Consider the following 19,042-nt stretch of genomic DNA (forward strand, 5'->3'; position numbering starts at 1 on the left):
ATTACAGGTCTTCCAGGAGTAACAGGTACAAGTGCTTGGAGCTGCTGCCGTAAGTCAGGAAATCATCCTTATTCTCTGCGGAAGCCTGAAAATGTTTAATGGTAGTGATATTGGCAGGGATGCCTTGTTTGTACTTCTTCTTTATCAGTTTAAGTCCTTCGCCGATAGATTCCACCAGCTGGCTGGTCGTGGCAAATACAATGACATTGTCGGGAACCTCGTGAAGTTTCTTTTCCTGTAATTGGTTAGAACAAACCAGGATAGACCCGTTCTGGGCAATCAGGTGTTCACAGGTTGTGAAGAAAACTTCGCTTTCTTTGGATTTGTTGGTAAATGTAAGTCCCTCTTTCTTAAAGCGCTCCTCGAGTTGGGGATTCATACTGAAGAAGGGTTCCTGTTGCCAGTTATTCTCCAGGATGATATTTTTCAAAGCCTCCGAAACTTCCCCGAAGGAGTCGCAATAGAGGAATTTACCCCCGTTCTTCTTAAAGTGTATGGTGAACTTCTCATCCACCGGGATATTCAGGTCGGGCATATGAACGCCACGGGTTTCCGCAGTTTCTTTGGAAACCTTTTTCTTACCCCCCCCGAAGAGTTTGTCTAAGAGACCCATGAATATCTTTGTGGTTCTAAAACATGTCCGGTTGCTATATGGACAACGTTAAAATTCGATTATTTATTTTCCTCAGTCGATTCCTCGGAAGCCAGTTTCTCGGTGGCTACCTCTTCCTGCCCCTGCTCGTCAAACTTTTCTGCGAACGGACGCTTACCGAAAATCTTCTCTAAATCTTCCTTAAAGATAACTTCTTTGTCCAATAAACGTTCTGCTAATTCGGAAAGTTTGTCTTTGTTCTTCTCGAGTACATCGATAGCCCTTTTATACTCGGTTTCGATGATCTTGGAAATCTCCTTGTCAATCCTTTGAGCAGTTTCCTCGCTGTAAGGCTTAGTAAAGCCGTACTCGTTCTGACCGGAAGAATCGTAATAGGTGAGGTTCCCGATGGATTCGTTCAGGCCGTAGATCGTGACCATAGCCCGTGCCTGTTTGGTTACCTTTTCCAGGTCGCTGAGCGCACCGGTAGAGATCTTGTTAAAGATCACTTTTTCCGCGGCCCGTCCACCCAGGGTGGCACACATTTCGTCCAGCATTTGTTCCGGGCGAACGATCAGCCTTTCTTCTGGCAGGTACCAGGCAGCTCCCAGGGACTGACCCCTTGGAACGATAGTAACCTTAACCAGGGGAGCAGCATGTTCCAGCATCCAGCTAACCGTGGCATGACCGGCCTCGTGGTAGGCAATTGTCTTTTTCTCTTCCGGGGTGATGATCTTGTTTTTCTTCTCAAGTCCACCCACAATACGGTCCACCGCATCCAGGAAATCCTGTTTTGATACGGCTTTCTTCTCTTTCCTTGCTGCGATCAGGGCAGCTTCGTTACAAACGTTGGCAATATCAGCACCGGAAAAGCCGGGTGTTTGCCTCGCCAGGAACTCAAGGTCCAGGGTTTCTGCCGTTTTGATCGGTCTCAGGTGAACTTCAAAGATCTCTTTTCGTTCCCTGATATCCGGAAGATCCACGTAGATCTGGCGGTCAAACCTACCTGCTCGCATCAGTGCCTTATCCAGAACATCTGCGCGGTTGGTCGCAGCCAGCACGATCACGTTGGTATTCGTACCAAAACCATCCATCTCCGTAAGGAGCTGGTTCAGCGTATTCTCGCGTTCATCATTAGAACCCGTAAAGTTGTTTTTACCCCTTGCACGCCCGATAGCATCGATCTCATCTATAAAAATAATGGCAGGAGATTTGTCTTTCGCCTGCTTGAACAGGTCCCGTACACGGGATGCACCAACTCCTACAAACATCTCAACGAAGTCTGATCCAGAAAGGGAGAAGAATGGAACTTTGGCTTCTCCGGCCACGGCCTTTGCCAGGAGCGTCTTACCGGTTCCGGGAGGTCCTACCAACAGGGCTCCTTTAGGGATCTTACCTCCCAGGGAAGTATATTTTTCAGGGTGTTTCAGGAATTCCACGATCTCTTCCACTTCCTCCTTGGCACCTTCTAACCCGGCCACGTCTTTGAAAGATGTCCTGGTATCTGTCTTCTCATCGAAGAGTTTTGCCTTGGATTTCCCGATGTTGAAGATCTGTCCTCCTGCACCGCCTCCGGCTCCGCCAGACATCCTGCGCATCAGGTAGATCCATATCCCGATGATCAGCACAAACGGGAGTATAGTCAGCAGCAGTTCCATGAATACGTTAGATTCCGTGTCGTAATCCACGATAGTATCCAGGTTGTTTTCCTGCTTTATCTTCTTGATATCGTTCTCAAAATTCTGTAAATCCCCGTAGTCCAGCACGTACTGAGGTACCATCCCGGTAGATGGGATCAGGGGTTGATCTACCACATCTTTGTGCACATCCTTGCTCATGGCCTCTTCTGTCAGGAATACTTTGGCCTGGCGGGTGTTGGTAATGATCAGGATCTTGCTGATATCCCCGTTGCGCAGGTATTCCTGCAACTCGGAGGTAGTGGTCTTCTGTGTTGTAGACAGGCTGCCAGATCCGAAGAACTGGAACCCGATTAACAGAATTGCGATCAGTCCGTAGATCCACCATGAACTGAACTTAGGTTTTTTTTGGGGTGTTTTGTTATCTTTTGACATTGTAATTTTTTACTGATTAAAGCTACTTTCTACCAAGGTCACCTTGGCATCGCCCCAAAGTCCTTCAATATCATAAAACTCTCTGGTTTGCTTTTGAAAAACATGAACTACCACGTTGACATAGTCCATAAGGATCCACTCGGCATTCTCAGATCCCTCAACATGCCAGGGCTTGTCCTGGGTTGCTTTACTAACGGTTTTTTGGATGGAATTCACAATGGCATTCACGTGAGTATTGGAAGTACCATTACAAATTATAAAGTAGTCACAAACAGTATTTTCTATATCTCTGAGGTCCAGCAAGTTAATCTCCAGACCCTTTACTTCTTCAATTCCGTGTAAGATTAAGGCAATCAATTCATCTGCGCTCGTTTCCCTTTTCTGCATTCAATTGTTTTAGTTTTTACAAAGTTATTGTTTTTTTGTTTTTTTTGCTAATGGTTTTAACATAACATTGTACATCAAATACCTAGGCTTCACCATGCTTTTAATCAAACTTGATGCCACGGATTCTACTAATACTTACTTAAAGGAGATCCTGGCCCAGGGAAGCCCCCGGGATCTGACCGTGGTGCAGGCAGATCGCCAGTTGATGGGCAGGGGCCAAATGGGAACGAGCTGGGTATCTGAGCCTTATAAGAACCTGACAATAAGCGTTTTAAAGCGTTTTGAGGACCTGGGCGCCGCGCAGCAGTTTCGGGTCAATATAGGAACCTCCCTCGCAGTTTACCGCACCCTCAAAAACTTCCTAATTCCCGATCTTTCTATAAAATGGCCTAACGACATTCTGTCAGGAAACCGGAAAATATGCGGAATCCTCATAGAAAATATGGTTTCGGGCGGCCGGATATCTGCATCGGTGATCGGTATGGGGCTGAATGTCAACCAAATTGATTTCGATGGTTTACCCCAGGTAACTTCTCTTAAACTGGAAACCGGGCAGGAGCATGAACTGGACGAGGTCTTACATACTCTCATGGCAGAACTGAAGACAAGTTTCGTGGACCTGCTATCACAGGAAGAGTCTCGGTTGTTCAGTGATTACGAATCGCTGTTATTCCGCAAGGATAAACCTTCCACTTTTGAAGACGAGGAAGGCAAGATGTTCATGGGTTTTATCAGGGGGGTAACCCGGGATGGCCAACTCAGGGTAGAACTCGAAGACCGGGTAGAAAAGCACTACGGTCTCAAAGAGATAAAACTTCTATATTGAGATTGCCGGAATCTCTCCTGCTTATAATTCACCGAGGTTCTTAGATAAAGTGTTCAGGAAGTTGGTGATCGGTCCCTTGATCATCATTGCCATCATGGCGTTAAATTCCCCGTCGAAATCCAGTGATATTTCACTTTTGTCCGCCTCTTTGGCCGCGATGTGCGCGGTCAATGTAAAGGGTAGTTTATCGCTGGCAGCGCCCAATACCAGTTTCTGATCAGGTAACTGTTCTTTTCTTTCCAGGACGATCTCCGGCATCCCTTTGAGGCCAAAGAGAAAACGGTCTTCATTGATCAGCTGGAATTTATCCAGGTTCTGGGGCATGATCTGTTCAAAGTTTTCCAGCTTGGTCAGGAAATCGTACAGTTCTTTTGCGCTCTTATTAACGGTAGTAGGAGTGGTGTTTATCTGCATAAGTTATGAAGGCCATTCGGAAGGAGCCTTTCTCCATTCCATGAGTGTTTTTTGTTGTTCTTCCCGGATATAATTGGTTTCGGATGCCTGTTCTATCAGGTTCTCATAATCGCTGAGCGTGTGTAGGTCGATGCCTTTCTCCTTGAACGCCTTATCGGCCTGTTCAAATCCATAAGTAAATATGGCGAGCATTCCCTTAACCTGGGCACCTGCCTTGAGTAGTCCGTCTACGGCGTTCAGGCTGCTTTTACCGGTACTGATCAGGTCTTCTATTACCACAACGGTCTGCCCGGCTTCCAGCTGCCCTTCGATCTGGTTCTGCCTCCCATGAGCCTTTGGTTCAGGGCGGACATAAATAAAAGGCAAGCCTAATTGCTCGGCTACCAGCATACCTATACCTATTGCCCCAGTTGCTACCCCTGCGATCACATCAGGTTTCCCGTAAAGGGATTCCAGTTGCCTGGAGATTTCCTGCCGTACATAATTACGGATAGCGGGGTAGGAAAGTATTATGCGGTTGTCGCAGTAAATAGGTGATTTCCACCCCGAAGCCCATGTAAAGGGATTTTCTGGTTTCAACTTAATTGCATTAATTTGCAGCAAAAGCTCGGCCGTTTTCTTTGCGGTATCTTTGTCTAAAACCATGGCGCAAATGTATAAAGTTTTTGTTAATGATTCGCCTTTGATTTTAACGAACACCTTAACAGAAACGGTGAACGGTAATTACTTCCTGCTTAATGGAAGATCGATCAAGAGCGCTATCAAGGCCCTGGCAAAAAAGAAGCTCAGTGAAGCTTATATCTACCATCCCAATACGGAGGAGATCCTTAAAAAATTCACGAAAAAGATACCTCTGGTAGTTGCTGCCGGGGGCGTGGTCACCAATAAGAAAGGAAAAGTTCTCTTTATATACAGGAATGATAAATGGGATCTTCCCAAAGGGAAACTCGATAAAGGGGAAACGATAGAAGAATGTGCTCTCCGCGAGGTGGAAGAGGAGACGGGGGTTCAGGGACTGGTCATCGAAAATTACCTGAAGACCACTTACCATGTGTTTAAGAGGAAAGGTAAATTCAAGCTGAAAGAGGTGCACTGGTATGCCATGAAAACCAACTACAAGGGTCCTCTGAAGGCAGAGAAGAGCGAAGGCATAAAGAAAGTGAAGTGGAAGGACCCTGTACAGATCTCCGAGGCCCTGCAGAACTCTTACGCCAACATCACCCTGCTATTTGAACATTGAGCAGGGATCACCTCAGCTTATTTCTTAGGAATACGGTAGACAGGGTACTGCATGTGTGCAGCCTCGTAATATGGAGATCTTTCATAGATCCAGTTTAACTGCGCATAAGAATCTGCGGCAAAACCTGCATCCGTCTCTTTCTTTTCCCGGAATTCCCTGGCCAGCCCGGGATTCATCTCCAGTATTTTAGCTGCGGCATCTTCAAATACATAAGATGAAAAACCTTCTTTTCGTTGCAGGATGGCATCAAAGAAATTCCAGTTGAAAAATGAATCCGGGGCTCCCGGTTCCAGGGTCTCCACCAGGTATCGCAACGCCGGTTGGGCCGTAGGGACCAACAGGTCTCCTTCCCCGAAAGTTTTGGTTACGAGCCTGGTTTCCGTTCTGGTGTCAAAATGAGGATAGTGACCTTCATAGGGCGAAGTACGGGTCTGGTAAGCTGTTATACGGTAAGACTCCACGGCCATGGTGGTATCTTTCTGTAAGACAGTGTAATTTACTTTGTTCAGGTCCAGCAATTCTCTCACTTCTTCCCATGGCCGGGGTACTATATAAGCCTCGGGAATGCTTACAGAATCCGTGGGAACATAACGGTCCATATAGGGTAATTCTTTGGTAAAAGGTTGCTCCCTGTTATACTTTAACCGTGGTAAGCCGGTAACCTGACTTGGGATAGTATCTGCTTCGTATCCCCTGAATTGCAGTGTTCTTGTCTGGGTAGTATCCAGCTCCCAGCGGATAGGGTAATTCTCGAGTAATAATTGCTCTTCGAACGCCTTGTTCCGGAGGTCTTTGATCATCGCTGATTCAGAGGCCGAATACTCCACTATGGTCTTCAGCATAAGGTAAGTTGCTGTTACCCTTTCTTTATAAGGTTTAAGCATATGGGTCTCTATCATGAGGCCCAGGGTATTCCAAAGTGTGGTATAACCGGTGGAGTACCGGGGGTAATCCATAAACTGGGAAAAGCCGCTGTCAGGAGGCTTGTTATACACGTTCACATACGGGGTTATCTCTTCCCCGGATTCCTTTAGTGCATTTTCGATTCCGGGTCTCCATTGAGCGTGCAGGAAGGATCCCAGGGGGTGGCCCATTTTGTCGTGCTGGGTAAACAGGTGGGTAAGGGTATACTGGTAATCTGCCCCGTTGCTGACGTGGGTGTCGATAAATATATCCGGTTTCACAAGATGGAAGATCTGGGCGAAGGTTCTTGAATTTTTAGAATCGCTCTTGATAAAGTCGCGATTGAGGTCAAAATTCTTTGCGTTGCCACGGAACCCGTAAGATTCAGGGCCTTCCTGGTTTGCCCTGCTGCTGTTGTTCCGGTTTAGTGCTCCGCCTACATTGTATACGGGGATGGTAACAATAATGGTATTTTCGGGTAGTTCCAGTTTACCGGTCGCGTAATCCCGGAATAACATCATACTGGCATCTATACCATCACTTTCCCCTGGATGTATGCCGTTGTTGATGAAGATGACCAGTTTCTCCTGCTGCAATTTCCTGAAATTGAAATCGCTTTCCGGGTTTAGGGTGACCAGGTGCAGCGGCCTGCCGCTGTCTGTCTGCCCGATGGTCTGTACATTCACTTCCGGGAATTCCCTGGCCAGGCGGATATAGAATTCAATGACCTGCAGGTAGGTGGCAGTCTCATTGCCACTGCTGTTTTCAAAATGCGTTGTGAAATCGTCGGTCTTATTCTCCTTTTCAGTTTCACAGGATATGAAAAAGAAAATCAGAACGGGGATGATCAGGTACCTCATGGTTTAATAAGCTAAAGCTCCGGAAAGAGCGTACCCAAATGTAAATAAAATTAAGACTGCTTTACTGCTTCTGTGATCAAAGCAATTTCATCCCTGGTAATTGGTTTATTTCTGAATTCTATAAGGTGGTGGGTCCTGCTCCTGTAATCTTTCCAATTCTGCCGGTCTACGGGGTCTATAGAGGAGGTTACGATATTGATCCTTATAGTCCTGCTGATATTCAACTCGATAAACTGGTCCAGGAACTGCCAACCGTCCATAATAGGCATATTGATGTCGAGGAAGATCACTTCCGGGACAGCCTGCTGCGTGTCCAGTTGTTCGCGGATCGCTTGGATTGCCTGTTCACCGTTCATGTAGGTCTCAATGCTTTCACAACATTCCAGGGCATTCAGCATTTTAGTAATTCCAAATATGGTTATAGGGTCGTCATCAATAATACTGACCGTATTAATCTTTGTCATTAAAATGTATTTTAAATGTAGTGCCTTTTCCTACTTCGCTGCTTGTGGTGATAAAACCACCCATGGCTTCTACCTGGTTCTTGGTAATATACAGACCAATTCCCCTGGCTTCATCATTCTCATGGAAAGTCTTGTACATCCCGAAGAGCTTTTCTCCATAGCGTTCAAGGTCTATCCCCAGCCCGTTGTCCGCTATGCCCAGGACAATATAGTTGTCCTTTTTCTCCGTGGTCAGGGTGATCTGAGGAGGTCTGGATGGATCCTTGTATTTAACGGCATTCGTAATAAAGTTCATCAGGATGCTATCCAGGTATGCAGGAACGACTTTGACGTCAAGGTCGGGGCAGATCCGGTTATCGATCTTCGCATCGGCATTCTGCAAGAAGCCTGACAGACTTTCCACAATGGTATGTGCTCTTTCATAAAGCCTGACAGGCTTCTTGTCCAGGTTGACATTCGTATTTATGGTTACCACCTCATTGAGGTTCTCCAGGGTTTCCAACAGGTTGTTAGAAGCGGCAGTAAGCATTTTCAGGATATTCTCCTTTTCTGCTTCATCCTTCTCATCTTTCAGGAAATCAAGTAACATGGAGAAGTTAGCCGTATGTGATCTCAGGTTATGCGATACAATATGCGCAAAGTTTACTAATTTCTTATTCTGCAGGGAGGTAACGTTGATCAGGTTCCTGAGTTCACTTTCCTGCCTCTTCAGGTTGCTGATATCAAGGCTTATGCCCATCAGGCCACTGGCACGCCCGTCCTTGCCTATCAATGGTATTTTCGAAGTCAGGAAGGTGGTGGCTGAGCCATCGGAAGTGACATTAAGTGTTTCCCTGCTGTAAATCGGGGTCAGGCTTCGCATGACGGACAGATCTTCCTGCCGGGAGATGTCTGCGATCTCTTTATCGTAAAGATCGTAGTCATCTTTTCCTAATATTTCCTCGGGGCTGGAGACCCCCAGGTACTCACATTCAGCCCTGTTAACCAGGGTCTTCCTGGAATCTCGGTCTTTAATATAAAGGTTAAGAGGTAGGTTGTCTATAACAGTCCTGAGTAAGGTTTCACTTTCTTTGATCTTATTTTCGGAATTCACATGCTCTGTGATCTCCTGCAGGGTACCCAGTAACCCGATGTACTGGCCATCCCGGTAAAGGGGTTTACCCGCTGCGATCACCCAGATCTCTCGTCCGTCAGCGGTTATCATTTCTAATTTCTCGTGCCATGGAGTACCATTATTTTTAGCATTCTCAACGGCCATGGCTATAGTATTCCGGCTATATCCTTCCTTGTAGAAATTAATGGCTTCTTCTGCAGTGGGAATATAATCATCAGCAACCCCTTTGATCTTCCGGATCGTAGGGCACCAGTGAAGCTGTTGGGTAAAAGTATCGTATTCCCAGCTGCCTATCCCGGCAACCTCTGATTTATTCTGGAGCAGTAGTTCCAGTTTTTTCAGTTTTTCCGATTGTAAGATACGTGCGGTTACTTCCTCAGCCTGTATTATGATCCCGATAATATTCTCTTTATCGTCAAACCAGGGGATATTGGTCCATTCAAACCAGCGTTCTTTTTTGGATCGGTCAACAAAGCGCTCCACACCGGTTTCCCCCCCGGATCCCATAAGACAGGATTCCAGCAATTCTTTCAGGTCATCACTGACCGAATCAAAAAGATCAAATATGGATTTCCCCAGGACATTTCTCTTACCGAAATCAAAATCGGTGATCCATCGGTCAGAGACGTGGACGACCTCAAATTTTGAATTGATAAAAGCAGTTGCCTTGGGCAGCTGTTTGATCAAATAATTGGCAGCGGTGGTGGGGGTGCCTCGCAGCATAATGTTGAAATTTCCTACTAATGTATAGGGCATCCGGGGAACATGGCAATCATTGTTGTGAATTGCTCTAATTTTGTGGTGTGTTCCTGAATTACCGATAAGAACAGTTTTGAAATCCTTGTATTATTAAAGGTTATCGACGTGGGACTCAGGAAACAGGAAAGAATTTTATCCTTCGAAATTCAGGATATCCTGACGGTATCCGGAACTAAACCGGTATAATCACCCCCGTGCCGGATCACATCGCGGACAATGGAGGAACTGATGTATGATTTCCCTGATGAGGTAAGCAGGAATACCGTTTCTATTTCTGAAAGTTTCCGGTTAGTATGCGCAATGGCTTTTTCAAATTCGAAATCCCCGGGGTTTCTCAAGCCACGGAGTATAAATCCTGCATCGACTTTCTTACAGAAATCAACGGTTAGTCCTTCATAGGTCAGCACCCGGATCTTGGGCTCATCACGGAAAGCATCTTCAATAAAGCGCAGCCGTTCTTCCAGGGTGAACATATAATTCTTTTCTGCATTGATACCGATAGCAATGATGAGTTCGTCAAAAAGTGTGATTCCCCTCTGGATGATATCATAATGCCCCAGGGTTATAGGGTCAAAAGATCCGGGAAAAATGGCTCGTCTCATACTTCAGTGTTTCTGCTATCCAATTTACTCAAATTACTTTAAAGCCTCCGTTATGGCATTTTCAAAGAGTTGTGGAAGGGAGATCCCCGCTGCCCTGGCCTGCTGCGGGAGGATGCTTTCTTCCGTAAGCCCGGGGGTGGTGTTCATTTCCAGCATATAAGGTTCATCTTCGACGAAAATAAACTCGCTCCGGGAGAACCCTTTCATTTTCAAAAGGTCGTAAACTTTGCGGGCAACCTCGGTCACCCTGCGTTCCTGCTGAACACCCAGCCGTGCCGGGGTGATCTCCTGGGCCTTGCCTTCGTATTTAGCGGCAAAGTCGAAGAAGTCATTTTCTGATACGATCTCTGTAATGGGTAATACCGTGGTCTTGCCTTTATAATTGATGACCCCGACAGAAACCTCGGTTCCGTCCAGGAATGCCTCGATAAGGACTTCGTCATCCTCTGCAAATGCCTTCTCAATAGCGTCTGCAAATTCTTCTTTCTTATAAACTTTGGTGATCCCGAAACTGCTGCCTGCTTTGTTAGCTTTAACAAAACAAGGTAGTCCGACTCTTGCGATGATTTCCTCTTCCCTGTAAGTGTCGCCCGAATTCAGGTAATACGAGGTGGCCGATTTAATGCCGTAGGGTTTCAGTACGCTCAGCAGGTCTCTTTTATTGAAGGTCAGGGCGGCCTGGTAATGGTTGCAGGAGGTCTGGGGGATACCCAGTAACTCGAAATAAGCAGCGAGGTACCCGTCTTCCCCGGGATTACCATGGATGGCGTTAAATACGCAGTCAAAATGAAGGGTCTTACCCGCTACAGTTACGCTAAAATCATGCCGGTTCACAGGGTATTCCCGGTCTTCCTTATCCAGGCAGACCCACTTATCCTTCCGGATCAATACACGGTGACAATCAAATTTATCCGGATCCAGGTATTTATAGACGACATTCCCGCTTTTTATGGAGATCTGGTATTCACTGGAATACCCGCCCATTACAATCGCAATATTTTTTCTCATAGAAACAATCACTTCCCGGGAAATCCCGTGAAATATCCATTTTTCAAAGTAAAGAAAAAAGGTGTGGGTTTCCTATCTTTGCTGGGTTAATAAATTGGACCTATGAAGGATTTCATCAAGTTCCTGGGAAGCAGGACATTTCTTATCAACCTCGGGCTTGCCGCAGTCAGCGTAGTGCTGCTCACTATTCTGGCAATGCAGTGGCTGCGTTCTTCAACCAACCACGGGGAGTACGTGGAAGTCCCGGACCTGTCCAGGCTTTCAGTTACCGAAATGCGTAAAAAAATTGAAGAAGCCGGGCTGCGGTATGAAGTAATGGATTCGGCTAATTTTAACCCGGACTATCCCAGGTTCTCTATCATAGAACAAACTCCAAAAGGAGGTAACAAGGTTAAAGAGAACAGGAAGATCTACGTTACGGTAAATCCCTCCGGTTATAAAAAAGTAAGTGTTCCCAATATTATCCAGGTTACGCAACGCAACGCAGAATCCATGCTCCGGGCAGTGGGGCTGGAAGTGGAGCGTGTTACCTATATAGATCAACTGGGGAAGAATATGGTATACTATATCAAACATAAAGGCAAACAAGTAAAACCGGGAGATAAACTTCCCAAAAAGTCAGAGATCGAACTGGTCTGCGGTAACGGAACAATTCCGGGCAGCGCACGGGTACAATCAGATTCTGAGTAATAGGATGGATACAGCAGAGGAGAATATAGAATTAGGAGACGGAGAGTTATTTGAACATTACAGGTTTAAGGCATCAAAAGGACAGGACCCCTTACGGGTGGATAAGTTCCTTATGAATTTCATAGAAAACGCTACCCGGAATAAAATTCAGCAAGCAGCCAAATCTGGCCATATCTGGGTGAACGACACAATTGTCAAACAGAATTACAAAGTCAAGGCAGGGGACGAAGTTAAGGTGCTTTTTGAGCATCCGCCCCATGAATTCCTGCTGACCCCGGAAGACATCCCGCTGGATGTTGTATACGAGGACGATGTTTTGCTGGTTGTGAATAAACCAGCCGGGATGGTGGTACATCCCGGTCATGGAAATTATTCCGGGACACTGATCAATGCGCTGTTGCATCATATAGACCAGCTGCCGATGAACAGTAACGAACGCCCGGGGCTGGTGCACCGAATTGACAAAGATACCTCTGGCTTACTGGTTGTAGCTAAGACCGAGGCCGCGATGACCTACCTGGCTCAACAATTCTTTGATAAGAGCAGTGAACGCGAATACATCGCCCTGGTTTGGGGGAATGTAGAGCAGGATGAGGGGACCATTGAAGGTCATATCGGCAGGAACCCCAAGAACCGATTGCAGATGCAAGTGTTCCCAGAGGGGGAACAGGGGAAAGAGGCAGTCACCCACTACAAAGTTCTGGAAAGACTCGGTTACGTCACCCTGATCTCCTGCAAACTGGAGACCGGGCGAACTCACCAGATTCGCGTGCATCTTAAACATATCGGTCATACCCTGTTCAACGACGAGCGCTATGGCGGAGACCGGATACTAAAGGGTACTACCTTTACCAAGTACCGGCAGTTTGTGGATAATGCTTTCAAGATCCTGCCCCGGCAGGCACTTCACGCCAAAACCCTCGGATTTAAACACCCGGTCAGTGGGGAGCACAAGCGGTTTGATTCGGAGATCCCTGAAGACATGCAGGCTTGTATTGATAAATGGCGGGAATACGCTAAGCATACCAGCAAATAATCATTGCTGATAGTGGCATTGATTTTCTCTAGTAAAACTCCGGCTTAAAGCTGATATACTTTATTAATTTTAGGCAAAATTGAGATTATGAAAATTGTTATTTCCCCAGCAAAATCTTTGGATTACGAAAGGGAATTACCCATAAAGACCCATACACAACCCCGGTTCCTGCAGGAGGCTGAAAAGCTGAACAAGGTTTTGGCAAAGAAAAGCCCCAGATCCCTTGCGAAGCTAATGGACATTTCCGCAGACCTTGCTGACCTGAACTGGCAGCGTAACCAGGATTTCCAGCTGCCATTCAACTCCAGGAACGCCAGGCCGGCCGTATTTGCTTTTGACGGGGACGTTTACCAGGGACTGGATGCGTACACCTTTGAGGAAGAAAAATTTGAACGGTTGCAGGACTCACTCCGCATCCTCTCAGGTCTCTACGGAATTCTGAAGCCGTTGGACCTGATGCAGCCATACCGGCTGGAGATGGGTACTTCCCTGAAGATTGGTAGGAAAAAGAATCTCTACGAGTTCTGGAAAGAGAATATTACCAAGGCTCTTAATGAAGAACTGGCGGAAGGCGAACTTTTTGTCAACCTTGCGAGTAATGAATATTTCAATGCGGTGGATACCAAGAAACTAAAGACCCCTGTTATCACCCCGGTCTTCAAGGACTGGAAGAATGATAACCTGAAGGTGATCAGTTTCTTTGCGAAGAAGGCCAGGGGGGCCATGGTCCGTTATATAATTGACAAGGATGTCAAAACGCTGGATGACCTGAAAGGATTTGATTACCTGGATTACTGTTACAGCAAGGAACATACGCTTAAAGAAAACAACCCGGTCTTTGTTCGGTAGAATAAAATCAGAGCCCCGGCGTTATTAAGTATAAGTTCAAAATCCTCTGCTGATGAAACGCTTCTCTATATTCCTGTTTTGTATTACCCTGGGATTACTGTCCTGTACGGATCGCGATGATGAATTGCAGCAGGTGCAGATCCGGGTCAGGAATATGAATAGTTTTACTTACGATACTGTGATCGTGGGAGACCAGGAATCCGTTCACGAATTAGTAGAGCCCGGGGCATACTCGGACTACCTGCCTTACGACACTGCCTACCGCTATGCCTATATTGAGATTGTGGCAGGAGATTCTACCTTTATTGCACAACCCATAGATTTTGTGGGCGAAGACCCGCTACCGGCAGGTTTTTATACCTATGAGCTCACCGCAGAAGAAGATTTCTCAGTCGATCTGAATTTTGTTCTCGACTAGGCCTTATTCTTAATACTGATCTTTTCCTCTACTGAAGGCTTGCGTTTAATTTTACGTGCTCTCCTGGCACCAAAGGACTTGTTAGCTATCTTACCTCGCTTTGTTTTTTTATCACCTTTTCCCATAGCTCGTGTGTTTTATAATCCCTAAATATACCCAAGATCCGGGTGTAAATCAAGTCCGGGAAGCCCGGAAGGAACAGATTCTGAAAAGAGTTTGCGTATTCTGAAAGAAAACATTTGAATTGCAGAATTTTATCCATTAAAACTGTCCTTTTCACTGCAAAATTGTAACAAAATGGGTCCTTTTTATAAGGATATCACATTGCTTTCTTAGGTCAAAAACCCTAAGTTTGTTTTCATAATCAGTAAAGCAATTTCAGTGGAAATTAAAAAGGTTTTAGTAGCAAACAGAGGAGAAATAGCAATCCGGATCTTCCGGGCTTGTGTCGAAATAGGAGTGCGAACAGTAGGGATCTACACTTACGAAGACCGGTATTCGCTCCACCGGTATAAAGCAGACGAATGCTACCAGATCGGGGGAGAAGGAGAGCCACTGAAACCCTACCTGGATATAGATGCCATCATCCAGGTGGCCAAGGACAACCAGGTGGACGCCATTCACCCGGGTTACGGGTTTTTATCTGAGAATGCCACATTTGCCCGTAAGTGCGAAGAGAACGGCATCATTTTTATCGGTCCCAAAGTTTCTGTTCTCAAAGCACTGGGCGATAAGATTACAGCTAAGGAAGTAGCGGTGGCTAATAAGGTCCCCGTGATCGAAAGCAGCAAAGAAGACCTGGCAGATATAAAGATTGCATTAGCTGAAGCCAAAAGAATAGGATACCCGGTAATGCTGAAAGCGGCGTCTGGTGGTGGAGGCCGTGGAATGCGGGTCATCCGTACCGAAGACGAACTCAGGAAAGCCTACCCCGAAGCCAGGAGGGAATCCCTCAATGCTTTCGGAGATGATACGGTATTCCTGGAAAAATTCGTGGAGAACCCTAAGCATATAGAGGTGCAGATCGTGGCTGACAACCACGGGAATATTGTGCATTTATATGAGCGGGATTGTTCCGTTCAGCGAAGGTACCAGAAGGTTATAGAGTTCGCGCCCTCTGTAGGCCTGGACGAAGAGACTAAACAAAAGCTTTATACCTATGCGATAGACATCTGTAAAGCGGTAAACTATAATAATATCGGGACGGTAGAATTCCTGGTGGATGACGACGGAAGTATCTACTTCATCGAGGTCAATCCCAGGATACAAGTAGAACATACCGTTACTGAAATGGTTACAAATATAGACCTGGTAAAGGCCCAGCTTTTTATTGCAGGGGGCTACCGCCTGTCTGATAAACAGATAAAGATCCCGGACCAGGCCTCGGTCAAGGTGACCGGGTATGCATTACAGTGCCGTGTCACTACGGAAGATCCCGGGAATGATTTTAAACCGGACTACGGGGTGGTCACCACCTACAGAAGTGCTTCCGGGTTCGGGATACGCCTGGATGCCGGGAGTATCTACCAGGGGGTGGTTATCTCGCCATTCTTTGATTCCATGCTGGTAAAAGTATCAGCGATCAGCCGGACCCTGGACGGGTCTTGCAGGAAGATGCGAAGGGCTCTGGCCGAGTTCAGGATACGGGGGGTCAAGACCAATATGGCTTTCCTGGATAATATCCTGAAACACCCTTCTTTCAGGGAAGGGAAGGTGACGGTCAACTTTATTAAAAATGAGCCTAAACTGTTCGAGTTCACTGAGCCCCGCAACAGGGCAAATAAACTGCTGGAATTCCTGGGCGAAAACATTGTTAACGGGAACCCGGATGTAAAGAATGTTGATCCTAACCGGGTATTTTCTAAACCCCATGTGCCTTCTTATCCCTCAAGGGAACCCTATCCCAAAGGGACAAAAGACTTACTGACCGAATTAGGACCTGAAGGATTGTCCAACTGGCTGAAATCTGAGACCAAGGTACATTTCACGGATACGACCATGCGGGATGCGCACCAGAGCCTGTTGGCCACAAGGATGCGTACCGCGGATATGCTGAAAGTTGCTGAAGGTTATGCCAAGAACCATCCTGAAATTTTCAGCCTTGAAGTCTGGGGAGGCGCAACATTTGATGTTTGCCTAAGATTTTTACAGGAAAACCCATGGGAACGACTGGAACTGCTCCGGGAAGCCATGCCCAATATCCTGCTGCAGATGCTTATCAGGGGTTCTAACGGGGTTGGATATACTGCCTACCCGGATAACGTTATCGCTAAGTTCGTCGAACAATCCTGGGAAAGCGGGATAGACCTTTTCCGGATATTTGATTCCCTCAACTGGATGAAATCCCTTGCACCCTGCATTGATCACGTCAGGAAACGGACCAATGGTATTGCTGAAGGCTCCATCTGTTATACTGGGGATATACTGGATCCCTCCAAAACAAAATACGACCTGAAATATTACCTGCAGCTGGCCAAGGACCTGGAGAATGCCGGGGCACATATCCTGGCGATAAAAGACATGGCGGGTTTATTAAAGCCTTATGCGGCATACGAACTGATATCGGCCTTGAAATCCGAGATCAATATCCCGATCCACCTGCATACCCACGATACATCTTCGATACAACCGGCCACTTACTTGAAAGCGGTTGAAGCGGGTGTGGATGTGGTTGATGTGGCCCTGGGTGGGTTATCCGGCTTAACGTCCCAGCCAAACTTTAATTCGGTCGTGGAAATGCTGCGTTACCATGAAAGAGAGAATATCCTGGATCATAATAAATTAGCGGAGTATTCCAATTACTGGGAAACGGTAAGGAATTATTATTACCCCTTTGAATCCGGCTTAAGATCAGGTTCGGGAGATGTTTATAAACACGAGATCCCCGGCGGACAGTATTCTAACCTGAAAGGCCAAGCCATAGCCCTTGGTCTTGAAAATAAGTTCCCGGAGATCACCAAGATGTACGCAGAGGTAAATGAAATGTTCGGCGATATCATTAAAGTGACCCCGAGTTCTAAAGTAGTGGGGGATATGGCCCAGTTCATGATCAGTAACGGGTATACCGTAGAAGACATCATGGAGCGGGGAGAGAATTTCTCCTATCCCAGTTCCGTGGTCAGTTTCTTCAGGGGTGATCTTGGGCAACCGGTCGGAGGCTTCCCTGAAAAGCTCCAGAAAATCATCCTAAAAGGGGAAAAACCTTACACGGACAGGCCAAACGCCCACCTGGAACCTGTAGATTTTGATAAGGAATTTGAAGCCTTCAAGAATAAATTCAGTTCAGGAATGGGTCGGGAGCTGAGGATGACCGATTTCCTTTCTTACCTGCTCTATCCAAAAGTATTTACCGAGGCCCACGAGAAACATCTGAAATATGGCAATGTCATGAATATCCCGACCAAGAATTTCTTCTATGGGATGGACGTTGGCGAAGAGATCATGGTAGAACTGGACAGGGGAAAGAACATCCTGATCTCCCTGATGTTGAAAGGAGAACCTGATGAAGACGGGAATGTCAATATCTTCTTTAAAGTGAACGGGCAACTCCGGAATGTCTTTATCAAGGACAAATCGGTTAAAGTGGAGCGGCAGCGAAATATTAAAGCAGACAGCAGTGACCCAAAACAGATCGGGGCTCCCCTGCAGGGAATGCTTTCCAGTGTCCTGGTCAAGAAGGGCCAGGAAGTACAGAAAAACCAGCCGCTATTCGTTATAGAAGCTATGAAAATGGAAACCACGGTTACCGCGAACGAGGAGGGAGTCGTAGACCGGGTGGAACTGGGGAATGGAACCCTGGTGCATTCAGATGATCTTGTCCTGGTTTTAAAGTAATTCTATTAAGCGGCCTTTTATACATACACACCCCTATGACCCCTTCCTGTTTGAAGAGGCCACCCGTTGGATCGTAGGTACCCTCCCGCCTCCCAGGTTCACGACGGGTGAATTAAAACCCGGGGACGTCAATTTCTGCTATGGCAGCAGGGATGGCCAGCTCTGGAACATCCTTGACCGGATCTTTGATCTTGGCCTGCATTACGAGGATACAGAAGATGCTGTCCTGCAACGGAAAGAATTCCTGAAACGTGAACAGATCGGGATCTATGATATCGTCCAAAGTGCGGAACGGGATAAAATAGATGCCACAGACCTCGGGATGAGCGGGGTAAAGTTACGCGACCTGGTGGCTGGCCTGTATAAATACCCCAGGGTTGACACCTTGCTATTCACGGGCGGAAACAGTAAGAACGGCCCGGAGTATTTTTTCAGGAGACTGGCAAGGGCATATAAGCTCAGACTTATAAGCGTTCATTCGTCCGTTCCCCGCATTCACGAATTCACCCTGCCCGGGGATATTGTCCCGGGAGCTGGTGGCCGAATGATCCGAACCGTTTCTCTTACCGCCCCCAGCGGGAGCGCAAACCGTGCAGTGGGAAGTATGGAAGAGTATAAGTATTTGAAAGCCCGCAACCCCGGTTACACCACCCTGGATTTCAGGGTGCGGCAATACGAGCCCTTCTTTAAGGATCCATCTTATATCCACGGATTCTAAAAATAAAAGAACCCGGGAAAATAATCTCCCGGGTTCTTCCTGATCAATAACGTCAATAGATAGCGTTATTGTTTATTCTGCTGATCCTTAATGGTATCTTTTTCAATGTCAAATTTATTAGTATCTATATTGGTGTTCCCCGTAGGATTTGTCGGGGTGTTCTGATCTTTAGTTCTTTCGAATTTCTTATCTGTAATTCCCATGGTTAATTTCTTTTATTGATTCATCATCAATATAGGAAATGAGGACTCAAATC

General features: G+C 46.5%; 21 protein-coding genes. 8 read left to right on the plus strand and 13 right to left on the minus strand.

From position 1 onward, the window contains the following. Position 1: 1 nt before the first annotated feature. Genes CLV82_RS07190 through rsfS form a run of 3 tightly spaced genes read right to left on the minus strand, consistent with a single transcriptional unit; the run spans position 2 to position 3,051 of the window. A complete protein-coding gene (locus CLV82_RS07190; protein ID WP_133643653.1) occupies positions 2-613 on the minus strand; it encodes an LUD domain-containing protein in 612 nt (203 codons plus the stop codon). 59 nt (positions 614-672) lie between these two features. Continuing rightward, positions 673-2,664 (minus strand): ATP-dependent zinc metalloprotease FtsH, encoded by a 1,992-nt coding sequence (gene ftsH / locus CLV82_RS07195; RefSeq protein WP_133643654.1) that lies wholly within the window; start codon positions 2,662-2,664, stop codon positions 673-675. A 9-nt stretch (positions 2,665-2,673) separates the two neighbouring features. Continuing rightward, positions 2,674-3,051, minus strand: coding sequence for a ribosome silencing factor (gene rsfS, locus CLV82_RS07200; protein ID WP_133643655.1), 378 nt, complete (start codon positions 3,049-3,051; stop codon positions 2,674-2,676). A 94-nt stretch (positions 3,052-3,145) separates the two neighbouring features. On the opposite strand from rsfS, the gene CLV82_RS07205 reads away from it, so the two are divergent. Then, positions 3,146-3,877, plus strand: coding sequence for a biotin--[acetyl-CoA-carboxylase] ligase (locus CLV82_RS07205; protein WP_133643656.1), 732 nt, complete (start codon positions 3,146-3,148; stop codon positions 3,875-3,877). Between the two features lie 21 nt (positions 3,878-3,898). On the opposite strand, the gene CLV82_RS07210 is transcribed toward CLV82_RS07205, so the two are convergent. Together CLV82_RS07210 and pyrE are read right to left on the minus strand one after the other, a co-directional pair. Continuing rightward, positions 3,899-4,291, minus strand: coding sequence for an SRPBCC family protein (locus tag CLV82_RS07210; protein ID WP_133643657.1), 393 nt, complete (start codon positions 4,289-4,291; stop codon positions 3,899-3,901). Between the two features lie 3 nt (positions 4,292-4,294). Next, positions 4,295-4,936, minus strand: a complete 642-nt coding sequence (gene pyrE / locus CLV82_RS07215; protein WP_133643658.1) for an orotate phosphoribosyltransferase — start codon at positions 4,934-4,936, stop codon at positions 4,295-4,297. A 7-nt stretch (positions 4,937-4,943) separates the two neighbouring features. Here pyrE and CLV82_RS07220 point away from each other — a divergent pair, with 7 nt between their 5' ends. After that, positions 4,944-5,531, plus strand: coding sequence for an NUDIX hydrolase (locus CLV82_RS07220; protein ID WP_133643659.1), 588 nt, complete (start codon positions 4,944-4,946; stop codon positions 5,529-5,531). Positions 5,532-5,548: 17 nt separating this feature from the next. On the opposite strand, the gene CLV82_RS07225 is transcribed toward CLV82_RS07220, so the two are convergent. The 5 genes from CLV82_RS07225 to CLV82_RS07245 all read right to left on the minus strand — a co-directional run bounded on the left by CLV82_RS07225 (position 5,549) and on the right by CLV82_RS07245 (position 11,241). After that, a complete protein-coding gene (locus CLV82_RS07225) occupies positions 5,549-7,294 on the minus strand; it encodes a M14 family metallopeptidase (RefSeq protein WP_133643660.1) in 1,746 nt (581 codons plus the stop codon). A 50-nt stretch (positions 7,295-7,344) separates the two neighbouring features. Next, on the minus strand, positions 7,345-7,758 hold the full coding sequence (locus CLV82_RS07230; protein WP_133643661.1) for a response regulator: 414 nt from the start codon (positions 7,756-7,758) through the stop codon (positions 7,345-7,347). Next, positions 7,745-9,595, minus strand: coding sequence for a PAS domain-containing protein (locus CLV82_RS07235; protein WP_133644480.1), 1,851 nt, complete (start codon positions 9,593-9,595; stop codon positions 7,745-7,747). The genes CLV82_RS07230 and CLV82_RS07235 overlap by 14 nt, the downstream gene beginning before the upstream one ends. A gap of 182 nt (positions 9,596-9,777) precedes the next feature. Then, the gene (gene coaD / locus CLV82_RS07240) at positions 9,778-10,233 is read right to left on the minus strand and encodes a pantetheine-phosphate adenylyltransferase (protein ID WP_133643662.1); all 456 of its coding nucleotides are present in this window, start codon (positions 10,231-10,233) and stop codon (positions 9,778-9,780) included. 33 nt (positions 10,234-10,266) lie between these two features. Beyond that, positions 10,267-11,241 (minus strand): D-alanine--D-alanine ligase, encoded by a 975-nt coding sequence (locus CLV82_RS07245; RefSeq protein WP_133643663.1) that lies wholly within the window; start codon positions 11,239-11,241, stop codon positions 10,267-10,269. A gap of 102 nt (positions 11,242-11,343) precedes the next feature. Between CLV82_RS07245 and CLV82_RS07250 the strand changes: the two genes are divergently transcribed. The 4 genes from CLV82_RS07250 to CLV82_RS07265 all read left to right on the plus strand — a co-directional run bounded on the left by CLV82_RS07250 (position 11,344) and on the right by CLV82_RS07265 (position 14,234). After that, entirely contained in the window at positions 11,344-11,931 is a 588-nt protein-coding gene (locus CLV82_RS07250) for a PASTA domain-containing protein (RefSeq protein WP_133643664.1), read from the plus strand. A 4-nt stretch (positions 11,932-11,935) separates the two neighbouring features. Next, the gene (locus CLV82_RS07255) at positions 11,936-12,967 is read left to right on the plus strand and encodes an RluA family pseudouridine synthase (protein ID WP_133643665.1); all 1,032 of its coding nucleotides are present in this window, start codon (positions 11,936-11,938) and stop codon (positions 12,965-12,967) included. A gap of 87 nt (positions 12,968-13,054) precedes the next feature. Continuing rightward, a complete protein-coding gene (yaaA, locus tag CLV82_RS07260; protein ID WP_133643666.1) occupies positions 13,055-13,816 on the plus strand; it encodes a peroxide stress protein YaaA in 762 nt (253 codons plus the stop codon). A gap of 52 nt (positions 13,817-13,868) precedes the next feature. Beyond that, positions 13,869-14,234 (plus strand): hypothetical protein, encoded by a 366-nt coding sequence (locus CLV82_RS07265; protein WP_133643667.1) that lies wholly within the window; start codon positions 13,869-13,871, stop codon positions 14,232-14,234. On the opposite strand, the gene CLV82_RS07270 is transcribed toward CLV82_RS07265, so the two are convergent. Next, the gene (locus CLV82_RS07270) at positions 14,231-14,359 is read right to left on the minus strand and encodes a 30S ribosomal protein THX (protein WP_133643668.1); all 129 of its coding nucleotides are present in this window, start codon (positions 14,357-14,359) and stop codon (positions 14,231-14,233) included. The two genes, CLV82_RS07265 and CLV82_RS07270, sit on opposite strands and share 4 nt — an antisense overlap. Positions 14,360-14,615: 256 nt before the next feature. Between CLV82_RS07270 and CLV82_RS07275 the strand changes: the two genes are divergently transcribed. After that, positions 14,616-18,068: a pyruvate carboxylase gene (locus CLV82_RS07275; protein WP_133643669.1), complete on the plus strand. Its 3,453-nt coding sequence runs from the start codon at positions 14,616-14,618 to the stop codon at positions 18,066-18,068. A gap of 112 nt (positions 18,069-18,180) precedes the next feature. On the opposite strand, the gene CLV82_RS14985 is transcribed toward CLV82_RS07275, so the two are convergent. Continuing rightward, the gene (locus CLV82_RS14985; protein WP_317128276.1) at positions 18,181-18,351 is read right to left on the minus strand and encodes a hypothetical protein; all 171 of its coding nucleotides are present in this window, start codon (positions 18,349-18,351) and stop codon (positions 18,181-18,183) included. A 39-nt stretch (positions 18,352-18,390) separates the two neighbouring features. Between CLV82_RS14985 and CLV82_RS14990 the strand changes: the two genes are divergently transcribed. Continuing rightward, positions 18,391-18,786: a hypothetical protein gene (locus tag CLV82_RS14990; RefSeq protein WP_317128277.1), complete on the plus strand. Its 396-nt coding sequence runs from the start codon at positions 18,391-18,393 to the stop codon at positions 18,784-18,786. Between the two features lie 65 nt (positions 18,787-18,851). On the opposite strand, the gene CLV82_RS14710 is transcribed toward CLV82_RS14990, so the two are convergent. Beyond that, on the minus strand, positions 18,852-18,989 hold the full coding sequence (locus CLV82_RS14710; RefSeq protein WP_166636681.1) for a hypothetical protein: 138 nt from the start codon (positions 18,987-18,989) through the stop codon (positions 18,852-18,854). Between the last annotated feature and the right edge of the window lie 53 nt (positions 18,990-19,042).

The organism is Zeaxanthinibacter enoshimensis (assembly GCF_004362865.1).
In the GTDB taxonomy this organism is placed as follows: domain Bacteria; phylum Bacteroidota; class Bacteroidia; order Flavobacteriales; family Flavobacteriaceae; genus Zeaxanthinibacter; species Zeaxanthinibacter enoshimensis.

Coding starts and splice junctions, on each gene's coding strand:
- CLV82_RS07190 (WP_133643653.1), bottom strand. CDS start 613: ATGGGTCTCTTAGACAAACTCTTCGGGGGGGGTAAGAAAAAGGTTTCC.
- ftsH (WP_133643654.1), bottom strand. CDS start 2,664: ATGTCAAAAGATAACAAAACACCCCAAAAAAAACCTAAGTTCAGTTCA.
- rsfS (WP_133643655.1), bottom strand. CDS start 3,051: ATGCAGAAAAGGGAAACGAGCGCAGATGAATTGATTGCCTTAATCTTA.
- CLV82_RS07205 (WP_133643656.1), top strand. CDS start 3,146: ATGCTTTTAATCAAACTTGATGCCACGGATTCTACTAATACTTACTTA.
- CLV82_RS07210 (WP_133643657.1), bottom strand. CDS start 4,291: ATGCAGATAAACACCACTCCTACTACCGTTAATAAGAGCGCAAAAGAA.
- pyrE (WP_133643658.1), bottom strand. CDS start 4,936: ATGGTTTTAGACAAAGATACCGCAAAGAAAACGGCCGAGCTTTTGCTG.
- CLV82_RS07220 (WP_133643659.1), top strand. CDS start 4,944: ATGTATAAAGTTTTTGTTAATGATTCGCCTTTGATTTTAACGAACACC.
- CLV82_RS07225 (WP_133643660.1), bottom strand. CDS start 7,294: ATGAGGTACCTGATCATCCCCGTTCTGATTTTCTTTTTCATATCCTGT.
- CLV82_RS07230 (WP_133643661.1), bottom strand. CDS start 7,758: ATGACAAAGATTAATACGGTCAGTATTATTGATGACGACCCTATAACC.
- CLV82_RS07235 (WP_133644480.1), bottom strand. CDS start 9,595: ATGCTGCGAGGCACCCCCACCACCGCTGCCAATTATTTGATCAAACAG.
- coaD (WP_133643662.1), bottom strand. CDS start 10,233: ATGAGACGAGCCATTTTTCCCGGATCTTTTGACCCTATAACCCTGGGG.
- CLV82_RS07245 (WP_133643663.1), bottom strand. CDS start 11,241: ATGAGAAAAAATATTGCGATTGTAATGGGCGGGTATTCCAGTGAATAC.
- CLV82_RS07250 (WP_133643664.1), top strand. CDS start 11,344: ATGAAGGATTTCATCAAGTTCCTGGGAAGCAGGACATTTCTTATCAAC.
- CLV82_RS07255 (WP_133643665.1), top strand. CDS start 11,936: ATGGATACAGCAGAGGAGAATATAGAATTAGGAGACGGAGAGTTATTT.
- yaaA (WP_133643666.1), top strand. CDS start 13,055: ATGAAAATTGTTATTTCCCCAGCAAAATCTTTGGATTACGAAAGGGAA.
- CLV82_RS07265 (WP_133643667.1), top strand. CDS start 13,869: ATGAAACGCTTCTCTATATTCCTGTTTTGTATTACCCTGGGATTACTG.
- CLV82_RS07270 (WP_133643668.1), bottom strand. CDS start 14,359: ATGGGAAAAGGTGATAAAAAAACAAAGCGAGGTAAGATAGCTAACAAG.
- CLV82_RS14990 (WP_317128277.1), top strand. CDS start 18,391: ATGAGCGGGGTAAAGTTACGCGACCTGGTGGCTGGCCTGTATAAATAC.
- CLV82_RS14710 (WP_166636681.1), bottom strand. CDS start 18,989: ATGGGAATTACAGATAAGAAATTCGAAAGAACTAAAGATCAGAACACC.